Origin of the sequence: Clostridium carboxidivorans P7, from assembly GCF_001038625.1 — a bacterium.
GTDB classification, from domain to species: Bacteria; Bacillota; Clostridia; order Clostridiales; family Clostridiaceae; genus Clostridium_AM; species Clostridium_AM carboxidivorans.
Genome location: NZ_CP011803.1, coordinates 2,506,071 through 2,523,098, shown reverse-complemented (window position 1 = coordinate 2,523,098; position 17,028 = coordinate 2,506,071). Strand labels below are relative to the sequence as shown.

The window sequence follows — 17,028 nt, the reverse complement described above, 5'->3', positions numbered from 1 at the left end:
TTATATATTTTATAGATACTTGTATACATATTCCAATAATTAAATTATTAATTCCTTCATCAATTTTTATTGTGGCTCCTACAATGAATAGGCGTTTTATAAATATAAGGACAGCTGTTAAAATGTTAACAAGAAGTGAAAGTAATCAGAATATTTTAATTTGTGTAGTAGGAGGAATTTATATGTTTGATAATTTATTTTCAAAAGGAAAAATAGGTTCTATGGAAACAGAAAACAGGATTGTGATGACACCTATGGGAATTCATTTGGGCAATGAAGATGGTTCTATGTCAGATGAAACCGTTGCCTTTTATGCTGCAAGAGCAAAAGGTGGAGTAGGGGTTATATTTACAGAGGTTACAATGGTTGAAGAATCCAGAGGTAGAGGGAATTGTAAGCAAATGTCTGCAGCTCATGACAAACATATACCTGGATTAAAAAAATTAGCAGATGAGATTCATAAGTATAATAGTAAAATAGTAATTCAACTATATCATCCAGGAAGACAAGGTATAAGTATCATCAATGGAAACTTGCCAATGCTTGCACCAAGTGCAATTGAATGTCAATGTGTACATCAGGAAACAGTAGCGATGACAACAAAAGAAGTTGAAGAAATGGTTGGAAACTTTGTAGCTGCAGCAGTAAGAGTTCAAAAGGCTGGAATAGATGGAGTTGAAGTACATGGAGCACATGGATACTTGGTAAATCAATTTTTAAGTCCACATACAAACCATAGAAATGATAAATATGGTGGAAGCTTTGAAAATAGATTAAGATTTCTAGATGAAATAATAATTGGAATAAGAGAAAGATGTGGAAAGGATTTTTCACTAATTGTAAGATTATCAGTTGATGAATTTTATGAAAAGATAGGTCTTCCAGAAGAAGGTTTACATCTTGAAGATGGTGTTAAGATAGCACAGCACTTAGAAAAATTAGGGGTAGATGCAATAGATGTTAGTTCAGGTACCTATGAAACTATGAATACAGCATGGGAACCTACTTCCTTTGATCAAGGTTGGAAAATATATTTACCTGAAACCATAAAAAAAGCAGTTAGTATTCCTGTAATTGGGGTATCAGTTATTAGAGAACCAGAGTATGCAGATCGTATTATAGCAGAAGGAAAAGTAGATTTTGCTGGATCTGCAAGACAACATCTAAGTGATTCAGAATGGTCAATTAAGGCTAAAGAAGGAAGAGCAGATGAATGCAGAAAATGTATATCCTGTCTTCATTGTATGGAAACACTAATGTCTGCAGATATTACTCAATCACCTTGTCAGTGTGGTATTAACATTCAAAGTGGTAGAGAATTAGATTACAGCAATTTTAGAGAAGATGGAAACGGAAGAGTTGTAGCTATAATAGGTGCAGGTCCATCAGGTTTAGAAGCAGCAAGAGTTCTTGCAATGAGAAAATTTAAACCTGTAGTATTTGAAAAATCAGATAAAATAGGGGGACAATTAGAATTTGCAAATAAGCCTCCAAAGAAAGAAAAAATAACTTGGCTTATAGATTATTTAAGAATACAGGCTGAAAAATTAGGAATAGAGATAAGATTGAATACAACTCCTACCATAGCTGATTTAAAGAAATTAAATCCTTATGCAGTATTTGTTGCTCAAGGTTCAAACCCAATAATGCCAAAATCTATATCAGGTATTGATGGAAAAGAAGTTTTATCAACTGTAGATATATTAAGTGGAAAAGTTAAATTAAAAGGAAAGAAGATTGGTGTAGTAGGATCTGGTATGACAGGACTTGAAACATCAGAATTATTAGCTGAAATGGGTAATGAAGTTACTGTATTTGAAATGGCTGATAATATAGGACCGGGATTATTTTTCCAAAACCTAATTGATATAATGGGCAGAGTTTCACAGTATGGTGTAAAGCTTTATCCTAAGCACAAATTGATTAAAATTGAAAATGGAAAAGCAACCTTTGAACTTATGGAAAGTAATGAAATTAAGGATTATTCCTTTGATAATATAGTAGTTTCTTTAGGAACTAGACCTAATGCTGAGTTATTAGAAGATGTTAATGCTAATTTTGACATAGTTAAAATATTAGGTGATGCATGCAAGCCAGGTAAAATTAGAAATGCAATGGAAACTGGTTTTGTAAATGCATACAATCTATAAAAATAAACAAATGGAGGAGTAATATTATGGGAAGATACGCACAAACATGTCCAATTATTTGTGGAGCAGGAACAATTAGTTTATTAGGTGAAGAAACAAAAAAATTAGGTTGTACAAAAGTAATGATAGTATCAGATGAAACTGTTGCAAAATTAGATGGATATTCTAAAGCAAAAGAAAGCTTAACAAATGCAGGTATAGAAATAGTGGAATTTAAAAAAGTAATTGCTGATCCACCAGATTATATTATAAATGAGGGTGGAGAAATTGCTAAAACAGAAAAAATAAATGGTATAGTTGCCATTGGTGGAGGAAGTCCAATGGATGCAGCTAAAGGTATAAATGTATTAATTAATAATCCAGCACCTGTAAATCAATATTTTGGAAATCCTTTTTATACTCCGGGAGTTCCTGTAATAATGGTAGTTACAACAGCTGGAACAGGAAGTGAAAGTACATCTATTGGAGTAATAACAGATACAATCAATAATGCTAAAAATTCTGTTATTTGTAATTCTACTTTAGGTATACTAGATCCAGAAATAACTACATCTGTTCCTGCAGATGTAACAGCCAACACTGGTATGGATACAATTTCACATGCAGCAGAATCAATCACAGCACAATACCCTAATCCTAAGTCAGAACTTTTAGCATCAGATGCTATAAAGAAAGTATTTGCTTCTCTTGAAACAGCTATGAAGGATGGTAAAAATATTGAAGCAAGAGAAAATCTATTGTTAGCAAGTAATTTTGCAGGATTAGCTTTTAATGATTCCTTAGTACATTTAGGACATGCTATTGCTCATTCAGTTGGTGCTAAATTTCATATTCCTCATGGAGCGGTATGTGCACTTGGATTACCAGAAGTTATGAAATATGTTTCAGGAATTAAAGCAGATAAAGTTAAAGTTGTTGGAGAAGCTATGGGTATCAGCTTTAATGGAAAAGAAACAGATTTAGAAATTGGTGAAATAGTAGCAGCAGAAATACGTAAGTTAGCTAAAAAAGTAGGTATTAAATCTTTAGAGGAACAAGGAATAGCAAAAGAAGGTTTAATAAGTATAGCAGATATGGTATTAACTGATGCATGTTATAATTTTGTACCAAAGCAACTAACTAAAGAAGAAATTCAAGTGATTCTTGCAGATATTTATGATAATTATAAGTAAGCAATATGTTTAGTTACTAAGTAATAATGAAGAGTTAATAGTTAATGTGGATTTTTCTCCGTTACACTACAAAAAATCATCCTTCATTATTAACTTGTGAAGCTTTGATTTGCAAATAGTAGTGATAACATAAAATCTTTATTTATATAGGATAGAAATGTATAATAAAATTACTATCCTATATAAAATTTAATCATTTTGGAGGTATTATGGATATAACTTCTTTAAAATATTTTATAAAAGTATGTCAGGATAAAAATTTTACTAAATCAGCTAAAGAACTTTTTATAACGCAGCAGGCACTTAGCAGGATAATTAGCAACTTGGAGAAGGAGTTAGGCGCTTCGCTTTTTAAAAGAACTTCTCGCGGCGTTGAATTAACTGAACTAGCTGAATATGTTTATCCTAAAGCTGATAAGCTTATAGAAGAGTTTAATATCTTTCAAGATGATATTTACAACAGGGTAAAAAAGAAAAAGAGAAAATTAAAGGTAGGCTTTGCACCAGGAACCTTACGTACACTAGGCACTAAAGAAATAGTTGAGTTCAGTAAAGATTGTTTAGGGATAGATATTGTTATATATGAGTATAAGGATATGGAATGTGAAGCTAGTGTATTAAATGGAAATCTTGATATAGCATGTACTATAAATCCAAGAAATGCAATTGATTTCTCATATTATCATTTAAAAAAGGATTACTTTGTAGCTGTAGTAAATAAAAATAATCCTATTGCTAAAAAAGAAAGCATAAGTTTTATAGATTTAAGAAATGAAAAACTTATTTTATTAGATGAAACCTTTCGAATACAATCCTTAATAATGGAGCATTTTTTAGAGGCAGGCTTTGAACCTAATGTTTATACAAAATGTGCTTTTGATTTATTAATAGCATATGATTTTGTAGCTTTAAATAAAGGAGTATTTGTTTTTGTGAATTCTTTGGCTAACGTGGCTAACTATAATGAATTATGCTGTGTTCCAATCAATACTTCAACTGCCGTTTGGGATATAGGATTTATTGTAAAAAAAGACACAAAAATAAATCAAACTATGAAAATATTTATGAATTACTTTTTAAGTAAAAATAATCAAAATATAATTACATGATATTTAATGTATATTTTGATAAAATAAAGATAATAAGCTGATGGGTAAAAGTACTTTATCAGCTTATTTATTGCAATTTTATACATTTTTACATGAACTTTTACACAAAATAAAATATAAATTGAAAAATAGGATTATATTGACAAACATAAAAAGCTGTGATATGATTTTAACAATATAAAAAGCAAGAATATTCTGTAAATAATACAATATGTTTGTAAAATTTAAATAAAATGAGGTGTATTTATATGACAAAGGTAAAAGAATATCATATGACATATACTACAGACATAAATAAAAGAAAATATGAGATAATTACAGAAGGCGTTTGCTTCCAGTGTGAACCAAATGATATAGATGACTTAATTGATTGTCAATATTATATCCATGTATATAAAAATGGTGAACATGTATTTACCGGAGATTCTTTAACTTGGTTAGTTGAAAATAATTTTGATAAACAAATTAAAAAAGCTTTAATGGATCTGGAGAGGTATAGGATTACAGAATTTCATAAATTATATTTTGATTATATCATTGAGAAAAATGAATAAAAACATAATTTATTAGCACATCCCTTAAAATAAGTTCAACAGATTACTGACGAAATCTTATTAGATTTATTTTTCATATCCTTTTAACACTGATTTTTCTTTCCAAATGGTAAGTATCTAACTAAAAAGTGCATACTAGTGTTTAGCTTCCAATAATATTATAATTGATTACAAGATCAATCTTGCAGACACAACTTTTCAGAGGACATTTGACAGAGGACAGAGGACAATGAAGGTGAGTTTTCCTCCTTATGTCAGAAAACTAATTTATTTTTACGCTTGTTTTGCTAAAGCAAAATATCGCTTTAGCAGGAAGCTAAAATCTATGATTTTCAGATAACTTTGCTTGTTTAGAAATCATTTTTTAAAAACAAAAAAATGTGAGTTTTTTTAAAATTAAAGATTTTTCGCAGTGAAGCGAAGAAAAATCATCCTTCACTGTCCTCTGTCAATTGTTCTCTGTCCTCTGAAAAGGTTGTCTTGCAATATTTTTAAACTGTGAAAGTTGATATATATTAGGAGGCAAAGACAATGAAAGAATACAATTTATATCAAATTGATTCATTTGCAAAGGAAAAATTTACAGGAAACCCAGCAGGGGTAATAACAAATGCAGATGGATTAACTGACTGTGAAATGCAGAAAATAGCTAGGGAACTTAACAATTCAGAGACAGCCTTTATATTTTCTTCAAATAATGATGATGAATACGATGTTCATGTGCGATTTTTTACTCCAACAAATGAAGTTCCAATTTGTGGACATGCTACTATTGCTGCTCATTATGCACGTGCTATTGAAAATAATCTTGATACTTCAAGGGTTTATCATAAAACAGGAGCTGGAATTTTGCCTGTTGATATAATAAAGGAAAATCAGGATTATAAAATTGTCATGACACAGGGGAAAATTGAATTTAGCGATATTATTGATGGTATAAATAAAGAAGAACTCTTAAAAGCGCTTAATGTGAAAAACAGTGATTTACTGGAAAACTATAAAATCCAGATTGTTTCAACAGGCCATTCTAAGGTTATGGTGGGTATAAAGAGTATCGAAACTTTAAATGAACTGCAGCCAGATTATACTGCACTTTCTAAATTAAGTGCGAGCATTAAGTGTAATGGATATTATGTTTTTACAGTTAATGAAGAAGATAGTGATATTTTGGTACATGGCAGAATGTTTGCTCCTGCAATAGGTATTAATGAAGACCCTGTAACTGGTAATGCAAATGGTCCTCTTGGAGCATACCTTATTCATCATAATCTTGTTCACCATAACAATTCTTCATTTAAATTCAAGGCTTTACAGGGTGAAGCAATAAAAAGAGCAGGTGTTATTGAAGTTGAGGTGAGAATAGAAAATATGGAGCCTATAGAAGTTAAAGTTTCTGGAAATGCAGTAATAGCATTTAAATCTGAATTGTCATTATAGTGGTACAAAGACTAAGATTTTAAGTTACACATAACTACTGAAATTAGGAGACAAGTTAATGACTTAGTAATATATTGTGCAACTTCAAGAGCAGTTTATTTCTGCTCTTCAGTTTGCCAAAAAATCATTTATCCGATGGCTACCATCCGTAACACTCCCATCACACTCTGTGAAAGCGACTATCTCCAAATCATAGATTTGGGATATCTGCTTTTCTTAAGGTGGGAGATATTAGAACTCTTGAGCTTCGGCGATTTAGAGTTCTTATGCTGTGCATAACGGCTGACACGCCCCTGGATAAGTTCTTCTAAGATTCAGATGGGTAAAATGCCTAAATGGCATTTTACGAGCTTTTGCTCAGGTAAGAGGTATTCCCTATAAGTAAACTCCATCTGAGTCTAAGAATCACTTGATATGCTCAGAAGTTGCAATGAAAACTATAAGTTTTAAAATACTTTAATAGCCGTTTTATATGGTATATTACTTAAAAATTTAGCACTTTCGTCAGAAATTCTTAAACCAAATCCTGAGTCCTTTTCGGATGAATAAAAAACATGTAGACCATCTATTTGAGTAAAATTCTTCATTGATACTATGTTAAATTTTATTTCTTCACCTCGGAGCCCGGATACATAATCCCCCGTAACAACCTTTCCTGAAAGAATATCAAAACATTTAATTTCCTTCCATTTACCACTTATTTTTTGATAAATTCTACATAAATTATCAGAAGAGTTTACTGATATATAATAATCAGTATCAGATTTGAACTTTTCTGTTTCATCAGGTTTTATGTTATATTGTTTATTAAGTTTATTTAATAGATTAATATCCACTTTTCCAGTTACAGATAAATTATTTGTTTTTTGAAACTGTCTTATAGCTAGCATTGTATCATAACTAGATAAATTCCCATTTGCATTTATTTTATAACCTAAATCTATAAGTTGCTTTTGAATATTAACAGACACTGGAGTAAACCCATTTTTGTCGTCAATAGAAGTGTTATTAACATACTTTAGTAAGGCTTTAGCCGTTTTAGGTCCAAAGATGCCATCAACATTTATGCCTAATTTTTTCTGTACACTTTTAACAGCATCTTCTGTAAAGTTTCCATATACTCCATCTTCTGCAAGTCCAGATCCGAAATATAAATTTAAAGTGACTTGTATATGTTTAACAATATCGCTTTTATTGTTTAATTTAATAGTTACTGTAGAGCATTCAGCATAGTTATATGTAGTTATCTTGGATATTTTAGTAGTTGTTAATTGCTGAGCATGTACAGATTCCCCTGCTAAAGTTATTCCAGCTGCCATTGATGCTACTATCAATAGATGTTTTGTATTTTTCATAAATTTAATCTCTCCTAACACATTATGACTGATATATTTTTTATTTGATGATTTATTCCGTCAGTTGGGTAAAAGGTTCACTTTATAAATGAATTAAAAAATAAAATGGAATTTTAATCATACGTATTTATCATACGTAAGCTATTAATATTTTTAGGGGGGGTACCCATAAATTTCTAATATCTGTGATCATTTATGGATGATTTGGATACCATTGGAATCACTAACTTTTTTAATTAAAAAAAGATTGTAGTATTACTATTTGCAATGTATAATATATGTAAAATAGGTATAAAGAGGGGGAAATAAATGCGTATTAAAAAGTATATTTTTAGTCTATTTGTCATGGGAGCAATATTTTTTTTAATGGGTCCAACTACTGTATTTGCGGATTCACCAGTAACATCTACTGACTTTTATAAGGCTTATACTGATGTCAATATTGTAAAAACAGCTTCAGAAAAAGGAGTTATAGATCAACAAATAGCTGATTATTTGCACTCAAGTAAAAATCCTATTGACGTTAAAGCAGCAGTTATTAATGCATTGGGATGGAAAATTGAGGGTAAAAGCAATGCAGAAAGTTATGTTAAGTTAGTGTATTCAAAGGATATGGACAAATTGGATATAGACTCATTATCCGGAGATGAAACTTTTTGCATAAGCTATATGATGGCTCTAGATGATTATTTTCATGTTGACAAGGCATTGACATTAATGGATAAAGCTTATGAAAAAAATAATACTAGTTTCACAATTGCAATAATTAGAAGTGTTTTAAAAGGACAAGCTGTTCTGGATAATGGAAGTTGGGGAATGATTTGGTTCAATACAGAAAACGTTTTAAATGATAAAACACTTGCAAAAGATATGAAACAAGAAGCAATAGATAATATTGTGGCATATATGAAATTATATGAAGGGTATATGACAGATAAACCTAATGAAAAGGCTGTATTAAATAGACTAGCAGGTAATGATCGTTACAGCACTGCAGTTGAGATTAGTAAATATGCATGCAGTGACCAATCTAAATATGCTGTTTTAGCTTCGGGTAACAGTTTTCCTGATGCACTTAGTGCTGCACCTTTAGCTAAGAAATATAATGCGCCTATTTTACTTACAGACAAGGATAAAATGACTGAGGCAACAGTTTCAGAGTTAAAAAGACTGAAGGTGGAGAGTGTATATATTGTTGGAGGCACAGGAGTTATATCCTCAAATATTGAGAATGAATTGAGTAAAATAGGAATAAGCTATGTAAGGCTTCAAGGCAAAGATAGATATGAAACCTCAGTAAAGATAGCAGAACAGCTAGGAACACCAACAGAATTAGCTGTGGTAACTGGCGATGATTACTCAGATGGTTTATCAATTGCACCTTTTGCAGCAAATAAAGGAATGCCAATATTGCTTGTACCTAAAGATAACATTCCAGATAGCATTAAAACTTATTTGACAAATAAAAATATAAAAAAGACATATATAGTTGGAGGCTCTGAAATAGTAAGTGATAATGTTGGAAATCAGTTTCCTAATGTTTACAGAATATTGGGTTCAACAAAATACGGGAGAAATCAAGCTGTAATAAGCGAATTTGGTAAATATGCAGATTGGAGTACTGTTTTTATATCAAGTGGAGAAAACTTCCCTGATGCATTAGCTGGTACAGCCATTGCAGCTAGAAGTGCTTCACCAATTATTTTAGTTAGCAATGATTCTTCAACTCTAGTGAATAATTACATGAAAAATAAAACTTCTTTAGTAAGTAAGTTTAATGTACTTGGCGGGGAAGGCGCAGTTCCATCTTCTATTTTGAATAGTGCATTTTCATTAGATAATATCATTAAAAATAAGTAATTCCAGTATATATGTGTTAATAAAATTGATTTAATACTGTAGGAACTGCTGCATTAAATATTTTGTTATTTACTCTTAATGCAGCAGTTCCTAGTTTGTACATATTAAAATTCTATTCAATTATTTTCATTTTAATATCTTTTCCATTAGCATATCTTTCTAAAAGTTGTTTGCCATATTCTAAGTATTCTTCAATATCAGTTTTACCACTAAAGCAAAAGATGCACATTAAAATTTCAGTTGCGTCATTTGTTACTTTTCATAAAAAGCAACATCTAATGGGTTTCTATCTGTTAATCTATTAAACTTATATCTAGGATATCCCACCATAACAACTCCTGTTATTTTTTTGCCTTCAGGTACCTTAAATATTTCAGGTATTGGTGAACTCTCATCTAATGCACATCGCTCGAATACACCAGCCCAACAGGATCCAAGACCAAGTGAAGGTGCAAATAGTTCAAGATATGATAATGATAGAATGGTATTTTCTCTTCCCAATCTAAATCTTTTATTTGACATAGCTAAAATAATGCTAGGCGCATTTCTTAAAATATTGTTTATACCAGTTTCTTTATATGTTTTAATCATTCCGAAAAAAGCTCTCTTATATAAAGGATGATTTTGTAACCAGTTCATTGAGGCTTCAGCTGCTAATTTTATTACTTCATTATCATCAATTATCATATAAGATATACCTTGAAGATTACTGGCAGTTGGTGCAAAATGAGCAATATCAGTAAGCTTTATCAACTTTTCTCTAGGAACTTTTGTTTCTTTAAATGAGCGAATAGACCTTCGAGATCTTATAAAATTTTCTGCTTCCTCTGCATTTAATCTAGTTAAATTTTTTGCATTCACTTGCATTGATAGTGGAGATTTTTTATTATCAATAGCTTCTTTAGGGCAAACAGCTACGCAATGGCCGCAGCTCATACATCTGTCTTCATAAATTTCCTCAGGACCATTTTCTCCCATTCTTAAAATGCTTATAGGACATTCCATTACGCATGCTCCACATTTTATACATTTTTCTTTATTTAATGTTATTAAACTCATAATTTTACACTCCTCATTATTTGATATTATAAGTTAATTTTTTACATAATAGACCAGTTGGTTTATTAAAAGCAAAAAAATTTCTTAAGCTTCAATATTAACAAAAACAATTTAATGAAAGTAAATATAAATTTAGATTATACTAATGATAATAAGTCTTTAAGCATATAATCAAATGCACTTTTATCTTTACTTATTCTATAATAAAGTGTATGACCCTCGTAAAGAGCAAAAGCTTTTCTGGCAACTATATCTGCATTATCTTTTGTTAAGCCAGATATTTGCAGAGAGTTGGAAAAAATATCAATTAATTTCTTAATTCCATTTGCATATACATTTGAAAGGTCATTATCAACAAATACTATATCTAAACCTAATGTAGCTATTGGGCATCCGAAGTACTTGCCTGCTTTATCAGTTCTTTTTATAAAGGATACCATCTTATTTATAAATACATCCCAGGGGTTATTTGAAAGAGGTTCCAGCCAATTATGTAATACTATCTCTCCATAATAATTTGCTACTTCAAATCCAAGTTCCTTTTTACTAGAAAAATAAAAGTAAAAGGACCCCTTTGAGATTTTTGCTTCTTGTAATATGTCATTTATTCCTGTATTGGAATACCCCTTTTTTAAAAAGAGTTTAGCAGCTGTTTCTATTAGATTTTGTTTTGTTTGTTCTCCTTTTGTCAAGTTCATTGCAATTAGTCCTTTCATTGATATATTTATTTCATAATAAACTGGTCAGTACATTTTGTCAATATCACAATAATATGAAATAAGCAAAATGAGTGTATTAACGCATTGTGCTAGTTAATATTTTATAAGAATAAACATAATAAAAATCAATCATCTGGATTATGATTAAATTACCAAAAGAAATTATAATAAGGAGATGATTAATTATGTTAGAAATTGCTTATTATAATACAGAAAAAATTGATAATTAAAAAGACTTTTTTAGAGTTGATTTTGTTTTGATAGATGATATTTACAATGAAAGAATATTTGATTCTATAAAAAACAGGAGAAACATTTTTGATTTCAAACTTTCAAATTCAGAAATTATAACAATTAGTATTGTGAGTGAAGCTGCTACAATAGCCTTTGGAAAAGCATGGTGACTTATTTACTTAGATTAATAATATAACAAGAAAAAATCTATAGAAAGTTATTTTAGAAATTCAAAAATGTTTATCTAATCTTCCAATATTTAAAAATGATGATATGAGAATAATTGATAGTATGCCTGTACTTGTATACAAATTTGATCTATCTTATTTTGGCAAGATGTTTAAATATATATCAAGATATAATTATTTTGATTTAAAAAAGAAACTTATTTTGATCTAAAGCTTCACTCCTTAATTTCAACAAATGGTTTTATAATAAACTTTTTGCTTTTTTAGAATTTAATATTTTGTAATATGGAGTTTGCTAAAATGTGTAAAAATTGGATTATAACAATTTAAGAATAAGTAAGTTTGTAGCAAAGTCTAAAAAATTACTGAAGATAAAATATTAAAAGATTGTAAAAGTAATAATGTGTCTCCTAATCTAGGAAAAATTATTAATATAGTTTGCTAATGCTTTAACGTATGTTGTGAAAATTTTATTGTATAGAATGCTAGAGATATATGGACTAGAGATTGAATTATCATATTAGGCTTTGGAACTTTAAATTTTATCCACATTTTATATTTTAGGGTAATATCTTGCCAATAAAATACGATAATATAAAGCAAGAAAATTTATTCCAAAAGTAATATAAAAATACTTTTGCATTATTATTTTTGGATATGAATGTATTAGGAGGTACAATATAAAATGGTAAATTCAGTTTCACCTAACTCAACTTATTATTATAATAATGTAAATTCAAAGGCAAGTAATTCGAATAATACAGATGCACTAGATGCAGAAATAAAGACTCTTCAGGGACAAAAATCTCAAATTGAAAAGCAAATTGGAGAAATAAACAGTGGGAAGGCGTCGCAAAAAGATAAAGATGAATTAACTGAGCAACTAAAACAGCAAATAGAACAAATTGATTCAAATATTCAGCAAATACAGATGAAAAAAATTGAAAAAAATACCAATCGAAATACTAACAAAAAATCTACATCTTCGAATAATAACAACAGCTCAGAAACTAAAAATAAAGATCAATTGATATTAGAAAACTGTAACAACTGTAACAATATTCAAAGATTAAATATAATCATGAAATCAAGCAAAAATTCGGCTAATATTATAACTGAAGAGGCTAAACTAGATAAAGATAGAGATAAACTTGGAAATGCTGCCTTTATTATAAAAAAGAAACTAAATGAAGCTGCAAGTGATGAAGGTCGTGCCAATTCTATAGAAACAATAATAAATAAAGAAACTGCCCAAATAAATGATAACATTAAGCAAACAGGTAGCAAACATAACCATTCAGATGTATCAAATAAACAAGATACTCAAGACAATGATAAAACTAATAGAAAAGATGAAATGGAAAAATCAATAGATACTTATGTATAAATATTAATTAAGGTAATAGAATTTATATCATTTATAATGTAAATTTACATGATTATAAAATATTGCGATTTTTTTAGTTGATTTTTCTTTTAATAGAAATCTAGTTTTAGTTGATGTAAGTTTTTATTGGGAAGTTTCTTTAAGCTTATAGAACATTTGTTTTCTAATTTACATTTACCTAAAATTTATGGAAGTATAGTAAGTGATTTAATATTTATATTATAGCATAAGCGCAAATAACATAAAATTTCTAAAACTATATTAATAGTTTTAGCATACTATCATCAACAGATATACATATTAAATTAATGCATTGTGTCAGTTAATATTTTATAAAAAAACATAACAAAAATTAATATCATCTGAATTATAATTAAATTAACAAAAGAAATTATAATAAGGATATGATTTATTGTAACTAGTGAAAGAAAATGTTGATGATAAAGCAGTTGTTATTCAAACTGGTTGAAGCAATGCCACAGTAAAAATATTAGGAGATAAAGGATATAGAAGCAATAAACTCAAAGTTTCATTAGCTAAAAGAACAAGTATTGTTAATATCTTTAAAAAGGAAAAATAGTAAATACCCATTTGTATTATGATATCTAATTTTAAGCACTAATAGGACTGTGAAATTATTAGAAAATAAACGATTGATTTTAATAATTTTAGCAGTTACATTTTTTATTGTATGAATGATTATGATTTATATGATAAGTTTTAAGAATATTTTCTTTGGAATTGATTTATTATTTTCAGTATTTAATAATTTAACTACTTGGATTATAGTTTTGGCTATTTTTCTAAAGCATCTTTTGCTATTTATACTTTTCATCAAATCTGGTTGCTGACAATTGGTTATTAGTTTATAAGTATTGTTAATATATGGATTAATTCGGTTTATTAGTATTAAGGTTTTAACCTTTATGGACAGCGTTTTAACTCATGACATTATGTGGTGTTTTAAAATATATATAATTGTAAATGTAGACATGCATTATCTGTTGGGTTATAATTACAAATAAGGGAGGAATGAGTATAAAGATTGACAATATGTCTCAAATTATGAGATATAATGCCTTACAAAATCTATCCAATATGAACGAAGGATTATTTAGTAATAGTTCAGAAGTCTTGTTTTCAAGTATGTTAGATAATATGCTGAAGGATAATAATAGTAGTGTTGTTAAAAATAGACCAAAAAAGAGTAAAGTAAAAGATAATGGCAATGCTAAATCAACAGATGGTCTTGAGAGCCTTTCATTACAGCCTCAGCAGATGGCAAGAATGATGAGAATTTCTGCAGAACAGAGTATGATTTCAGCATTAAATGGAAATGGTATTGATTCCATGTATAATGGATTTTTGGGCTTAAACAGTATGATGGGTGGAAATAATTATACAACATTAATGTTTGGGTATATGCTTGGAAGAATGTCACAAAACTCGCATTTGGCAACTAAATGATAAAAATCAAATAATTTACTAGAACACCTCGGTATTCATGTTTGAATTTTGAGGTTATTAGAAAACTTTTTAATATAAAACAAAAGAAACATAGTCAGGTGTGTCATTATGCTAAATAAGTAGTATGCTAGAGGATACTTGAGCATTAACTGATTAATCTACAATGAACATGTACTAGGATAATTATTTATATTCATATACATGGTAAGATACTACTTGTCGCTTGAAGGAGCGGTAAACAGAAACAAAGTATGATTCAATGTAATGAATGATGACGCGGGGTGGAGCAGTTGGTAGCTCGTCGGGCTCATAACCCGAAGGTCACAGGTTCAAGTCCTGTCTCCGCAACCAAAAAGTATAGATGGCGATTTAATTTGCTTGATATTATTTTTAATCTTCATTATATATCTTTATATTAAGTTTATTGCTGTTAAATTGGTAATAAATTACTAGTTGACAAGCTAAGGTAAACATGATAAGATATAAAAGTCGCTGAGATGCGGCAAGATCCTTGAAAATTAAACAGAGTGAAAGTAAGATATAAATCTTATTTTAAATAAGCCAGTATTAGTTAAACTAACAAGTTTAACGTCAAGAATTTGAGTACAGATTAAACTTTTAAATTGAGAGTTTGATCCTGGCTCAGGACGAACGCTGGCGGCGTGCTTAACACATGCAAGTCGAGCGATGAAATCCCTTCGGGGATGGATTAGCGGCGGACGGGTGAGTAACACGTGGGCAACCTGCCTCAAAGTGGGGGATAGCCTTCCGAAAGGGAGATTAATACCGCATAACATTAGTTTTTCACATGAAATACTAATTAAAGGAGTAATCCGCTTTGAGATGGGCCCGCGGCGCATTAGCTAGTTGGTGAGGTAACGGCTCACCAAGGCCACGATGCGTAGCCGACCTGAGAGGGTGATCGGCCACATTGGAACTGAGACACGGTCCAGACTCCTACGGGAGGCAGCAGTGGGGAATATTGCACAATGGGCGAAAGCCTGATGCAGCAACGCCGCGTGAGTGATGAAGGCCTTCGGGTTGTAAAGCTCTGTCTTTGGGGACGATAATGACGGTACCCAAGGAGGAAGCCACGGCTAACTACGTGCCAGCAGCCGCGGTAATACGTAGGTGGCGAGCGTTGTCCGGATTTACTGGGCGTAAAGGATGCGTAGGCGGATGTTTAAGTCAGATGTGAAAATCCCGAGCTTAACTTGGGAACTGCATTTGAAACTGGATATCTAGAGTGCGGGAGAGGAGAATGGAATTCCTAGTGTAGCGGTGAAATGCGTAGAGATTAGGAAGAACACCAGTGGCGAAGGCGATTCTCTGGACCGTAACTGACGCTGAGGCATGAAAGCGTGGGTAGCAAACAGGATTAGATACCCTGGTAGTCCACGCCGTAAACGATGAATACTAGGTGTAGGAGGTATCGACTCCTTCTGTGCCGCAGCTAACGCAATAAGTATTCCGCCTGGGAAGTACGATCGCAAGATTAAAACTCAAAGGAATTGACGGGGGCCCGCACAAGCAGCGGAGCATGTGGTTTAATTCGAAGCAACGCGAAGAACCTTACCTAGACTTGACATCCCCTGAATTACCTGTAATGAGGGAAGCCCTTCGGGGCAGGGAGACAGGTGGTGCATGGTTGTCGTCAGCTCGTGTCGTGAGATGTTAGGTTAAGTCCTGCAACGAGCGCAACCCTTATCATTAGTTGCTACCATTAAGTTGAGCACTCTAGTGAGACTGCCCGGGTTAACCGGGAGGAAGGTGGGGATGACGTCAAATCATCATGCCCCTTATGTCTAGGGCTACACACGTGCTACAATGGTGAGTACAGAAAGATGCAAGACCGTGAGGTGGAGCAAAACTTTTAAAACTCATCTCAGTTCGGATTGTAGGCTGAAACTCGCCTACATGAAGCTGGAGTTGCTAGTAATCGCGAATCAGCATGTCGCGGTGAATACGTTCCCGGGCCTTGTACACACCGCCCGTCACACCATGAGAGCTGGCAACACCCGAAGTCCGTGAGGTAACCGTAAGGAGCCAGCGGCCGAAGGTGGGGTTAGTAATTGGGGTGAAGTCGTAACAAGGTAGCCGTAGGAGAACCTGCGGCTGGATCACCTCCTTTCTAAGGAGTCGACAAAGTAGGTAATTCTACTTTGAAGGTTTATTTAATAGCTCTGTTTAATTTTGAAGAATCTAATTCTTCAAATTGTTCTTTGAAAATTGCACAGTGAATATAACTTTTAAATTAAAAGTAAAGCTAAAGGTAAAACTACTTATTATATAAGTAAAAAAACCTTTGTAGATTTTAACTAAGAAAATTGTTGAAAG

12 protein-coding genes, 1 tRNA gene and 1 rRNA gene are annotated in these 17,028 nt (G+C 31.2%); 11 read left to right on the top strand and 3 right to left on the bottom strand.

Annotated elements, in window-relative coordinates:
• Nucleotides 1-182 precede the first annotated feature (182 nt).
• The 5 genes from Ccar_RS11010 to Ccar_RS10990 all read left to right on the top strand — a co-directional run bounded on the left by Ccar_RS11010 (nt 183) and on the right by Ccar_RS10990 (nt 6,422).
• On the top strand, nt 183-2,150 hold the full coding sequence (locus tag Ccar_RS11010) for an oxidoreductase (protein ID WP_007065023.1): 1,968 nt from the start codon (nt 183-185) through the stop codon (nt 2,148-2,150).
• Between the two features lie 26 nt (nt 2,151-2,176).
• Nucleotides 2,177-3,322, top strand: coding sequence for an iron-containing alcohol dehydrogenase (locus Ccar_RS11005; protein ID WP_007061257.1), 1,146 nt, complete (start codon nt 2,177-2,179; stop codon nt 3,320-3,322).
• A 209-nt stretch (nt 3,323-3,531) separates the two neighbouring features.
• Nucleotides 3,532-4,431 carry a LysR family transcriptional regulator gene (locus Ccar_RS11000; RefSeq protein ID WP_007061258.1) on the top strand — a complete coding sequence of 300 codons (900 nt, stop codon included), beginning with the start codon at nt 3,532-3,534 and terminating at the stop codon, nt 4,429-4,431.
• Nucleotides 4,432-4,679: 248 nt separating this feature from the next.
• Nucleotides 4,680-4,985: a hypothetical protein gene (locus Ccar_RS10995; RefSeq protein ID WP_007061259.1), complete on the top strand. Its 306-nt coding sequence runs from the start codon at nt 4,680-4,682 to the stop codon at nt 4,983-4,985.
• Between the two features lie 531 nt (nt 4,986-5,516).
• Entirely contained in the window at nt 5,517-6,422 is a 906-nt protein-coding gene (locus tag Ccar_RS10990; protein WP_007061260.1) for a PhzF family isomerase, read from the top strand.
• A gap of 446 nt (nt 6,423-6,868) precedes the next feature.
• On the opposite strand, the gene Ccar_RS10985 is transcribed toward Ccar_RS10990, so the two are convergent.
• Nucleotides 6,869-7,777 carry a peptidoglycan-binding domain-containing protein gene (locus Ccar_RS10985; RefSeq protein WP_007061261.1) on the bottom strand — a complete coding sequence of 303 codons (909 nt, stop codon included), beginning with the start codon at nt 7,775-7,777 and terminating at the stop codon, nt 6,869-6,871.
• A gap of 309 nt (nt 7,778-8,086) precedes the next feature.
• On the opposite strand from Ccar_RS10985, the gene Ccar_RS10980 reads away from it, so the two are divergent.
• Nucleotides 8,087-9,637 (top strand): cell wall-binding repeat-containing protein, encoded by a 1,551-nt coding sequence (locus Ccar_RS10980; RefSeq protein WP_007061262.1) that lies wholly within the window; start codon nt 8,087-8,089, stop codon nt 9,635-9,637.
• Between the two features lie 252 nt (nt 9,638-9,889).
• Here the strand turns inward: Ccar_RS10980 and Ccar_RS10975 are convergent, their stop codons facing one another.
• Nucleotides 9,890-10,696, bottom strand: a complete 807-nt coding sequence (locus Ccar_RS10975) for a nitroreductase family protein (protein ID WP_007061263.1) — start codon at nt 10,694-10,696, stop codon at nt 9,890-9,892.
• A 137-nt stretch (nt 10,697-10,833) separates the two neighbouring features.
• Entirely contained in the window at nt 10,834-11,394 is a 561-nt protein-coding gene (locus Ccar_RS10970) for a TetR/AcrR family transcriptional regulator (RefSeq protein ID WP_007061264.1), read from the bottom strand.
• Between the two features lie 278 nt (nt 11,395-11,672).
• Between Ccar_RS10970 and Ccar_RS26725 the strand changes: the two genes are divergently transcribed.
• From Ccar_RS26725 to Ccar_RS10945, 5 genes are all read left to right on the top strand, one after another.
• A complete protein-coding gene (locus Ccar_RS26725; protein WP_007065026.1) occupies nt 11,673-11,819 on the top strand; it encodes a hypothetical protein in 147 nt (48 codons plus the stop codon).
• A gap of 703 nt (nt 11,820-12,522) precedes the next feature.
• Complete coding sequence (locus Ccar_RS10960; protein ID WP_007065028.1) at nt 12,523-13,224, top strand: FlxA-like family protein; 702 nt, start codon at nt 12,523-12,525, stop codon at nt 13,222-13,224.
• Between the two features lie 1,032 nt (nt 13,225-14,256).
• Complete coding sequence (locus tag Ccar_RS10955; RefSeq protein ID WP_007061267.1) at nt 14,257-14,691, top strand: hypothetical protein; 435 nt, start codon at nt 14,257-14,259, stop codon at nt 14,689-14,691.
• 275 nt (nt 14,692-14,966) lie between these two features.
• Nucleotides 14,967-15,042, top strand: a tRNA-Met gene (locus Ccar_RS10950).
• 268 nt (nt 15,043-15,310) lie between these two features.
• Nucleotides 15,311-16,822, top strand: a 16S ribosomal RNA gene (locus Ccar_RS10945).
• Nucleotides 16,823-17,028: the final 206 nt, after the last annotated feature.

Excerpts from the sequence above, each read along its gene's own strand:
- Ccar_RS11005 (WP_007061257.1), top strand. The coding sequence starts at position 2,177 with ATGGGAAGATACGCACAAACATGTCCAATTATTTGTGGAGCAGGAACA.
- Ccar_RS11000 (WP_007061258.1), top strand. The coding sequence starts at position 3,532 with ATGGATATAACTTCTTTAAAATATTTTATAAAAGTATGTCAGGATAAA.
- Ccar_RS10985 (WP_007061261.1), bottom strand. The coding sequence starts at position 7,777 with ATGAAAAATACAAAACATCTATTGATAGTAGCATCAATGGCAGCTGGA.
- Ccar_RS10970 (WP_007061264.1), bottom strand. The coding sequence starts at position 11,394 with ATGAACTTGACAAAAGGAGAACAAACAAAACAAAATCTAATAGAAACA.
- Ccar_RS10960 (WP_007065028.1), top strand. The coding sequence starts at position 12,523 with ATGGTAAATTCAGTTTCACCTAACTCAACTTATTATTATAATAATGTA.
- Ccar_RS10955 (WP_007061267.1), top strand. The coding sequence starts at position 14,257 with ATGAGTATAAAGATTGACAATATGTCTCAAATTATGAGATATAATGCC.
- Ccar_RS11010 (WP_007065023.1), top strand. The coding sequence starts at position 183 with ATGTTTGATAATTTATTTTCAAAAGGAAAAATAGGTTCTATGGAAACA.
- Ccar_RS10990 (WP_007061260.1), top strand. The coding sequence starts at position 5,517 with ATGAAAGAATACAATTTATATCAAATTGATTCATTTGCAAAGGAAAAA.
- Ccar_RS10995 (WP_007061259.1), top strand. The coding sequence starts at position 4,680 with ATGACAAAGGTAAAAGAATATCATATGACATATACTACAGACATAAAT.
- Ccar_RS10975 (WP_007061263.1), bottom strand. The coding sequence starts at position 10,696 with ATGAGTTTAATAACATTAAATAAAGAAAAATGTATAAAATGTGGAGCA.
- Ccar_RS10980 (WP_007061262.1), top strand. The coding sequence starts at position 8,087 with ATGCGTATTAAAAAGTATATTTTTAGTCTATTTGTCATGGGAGCAATA.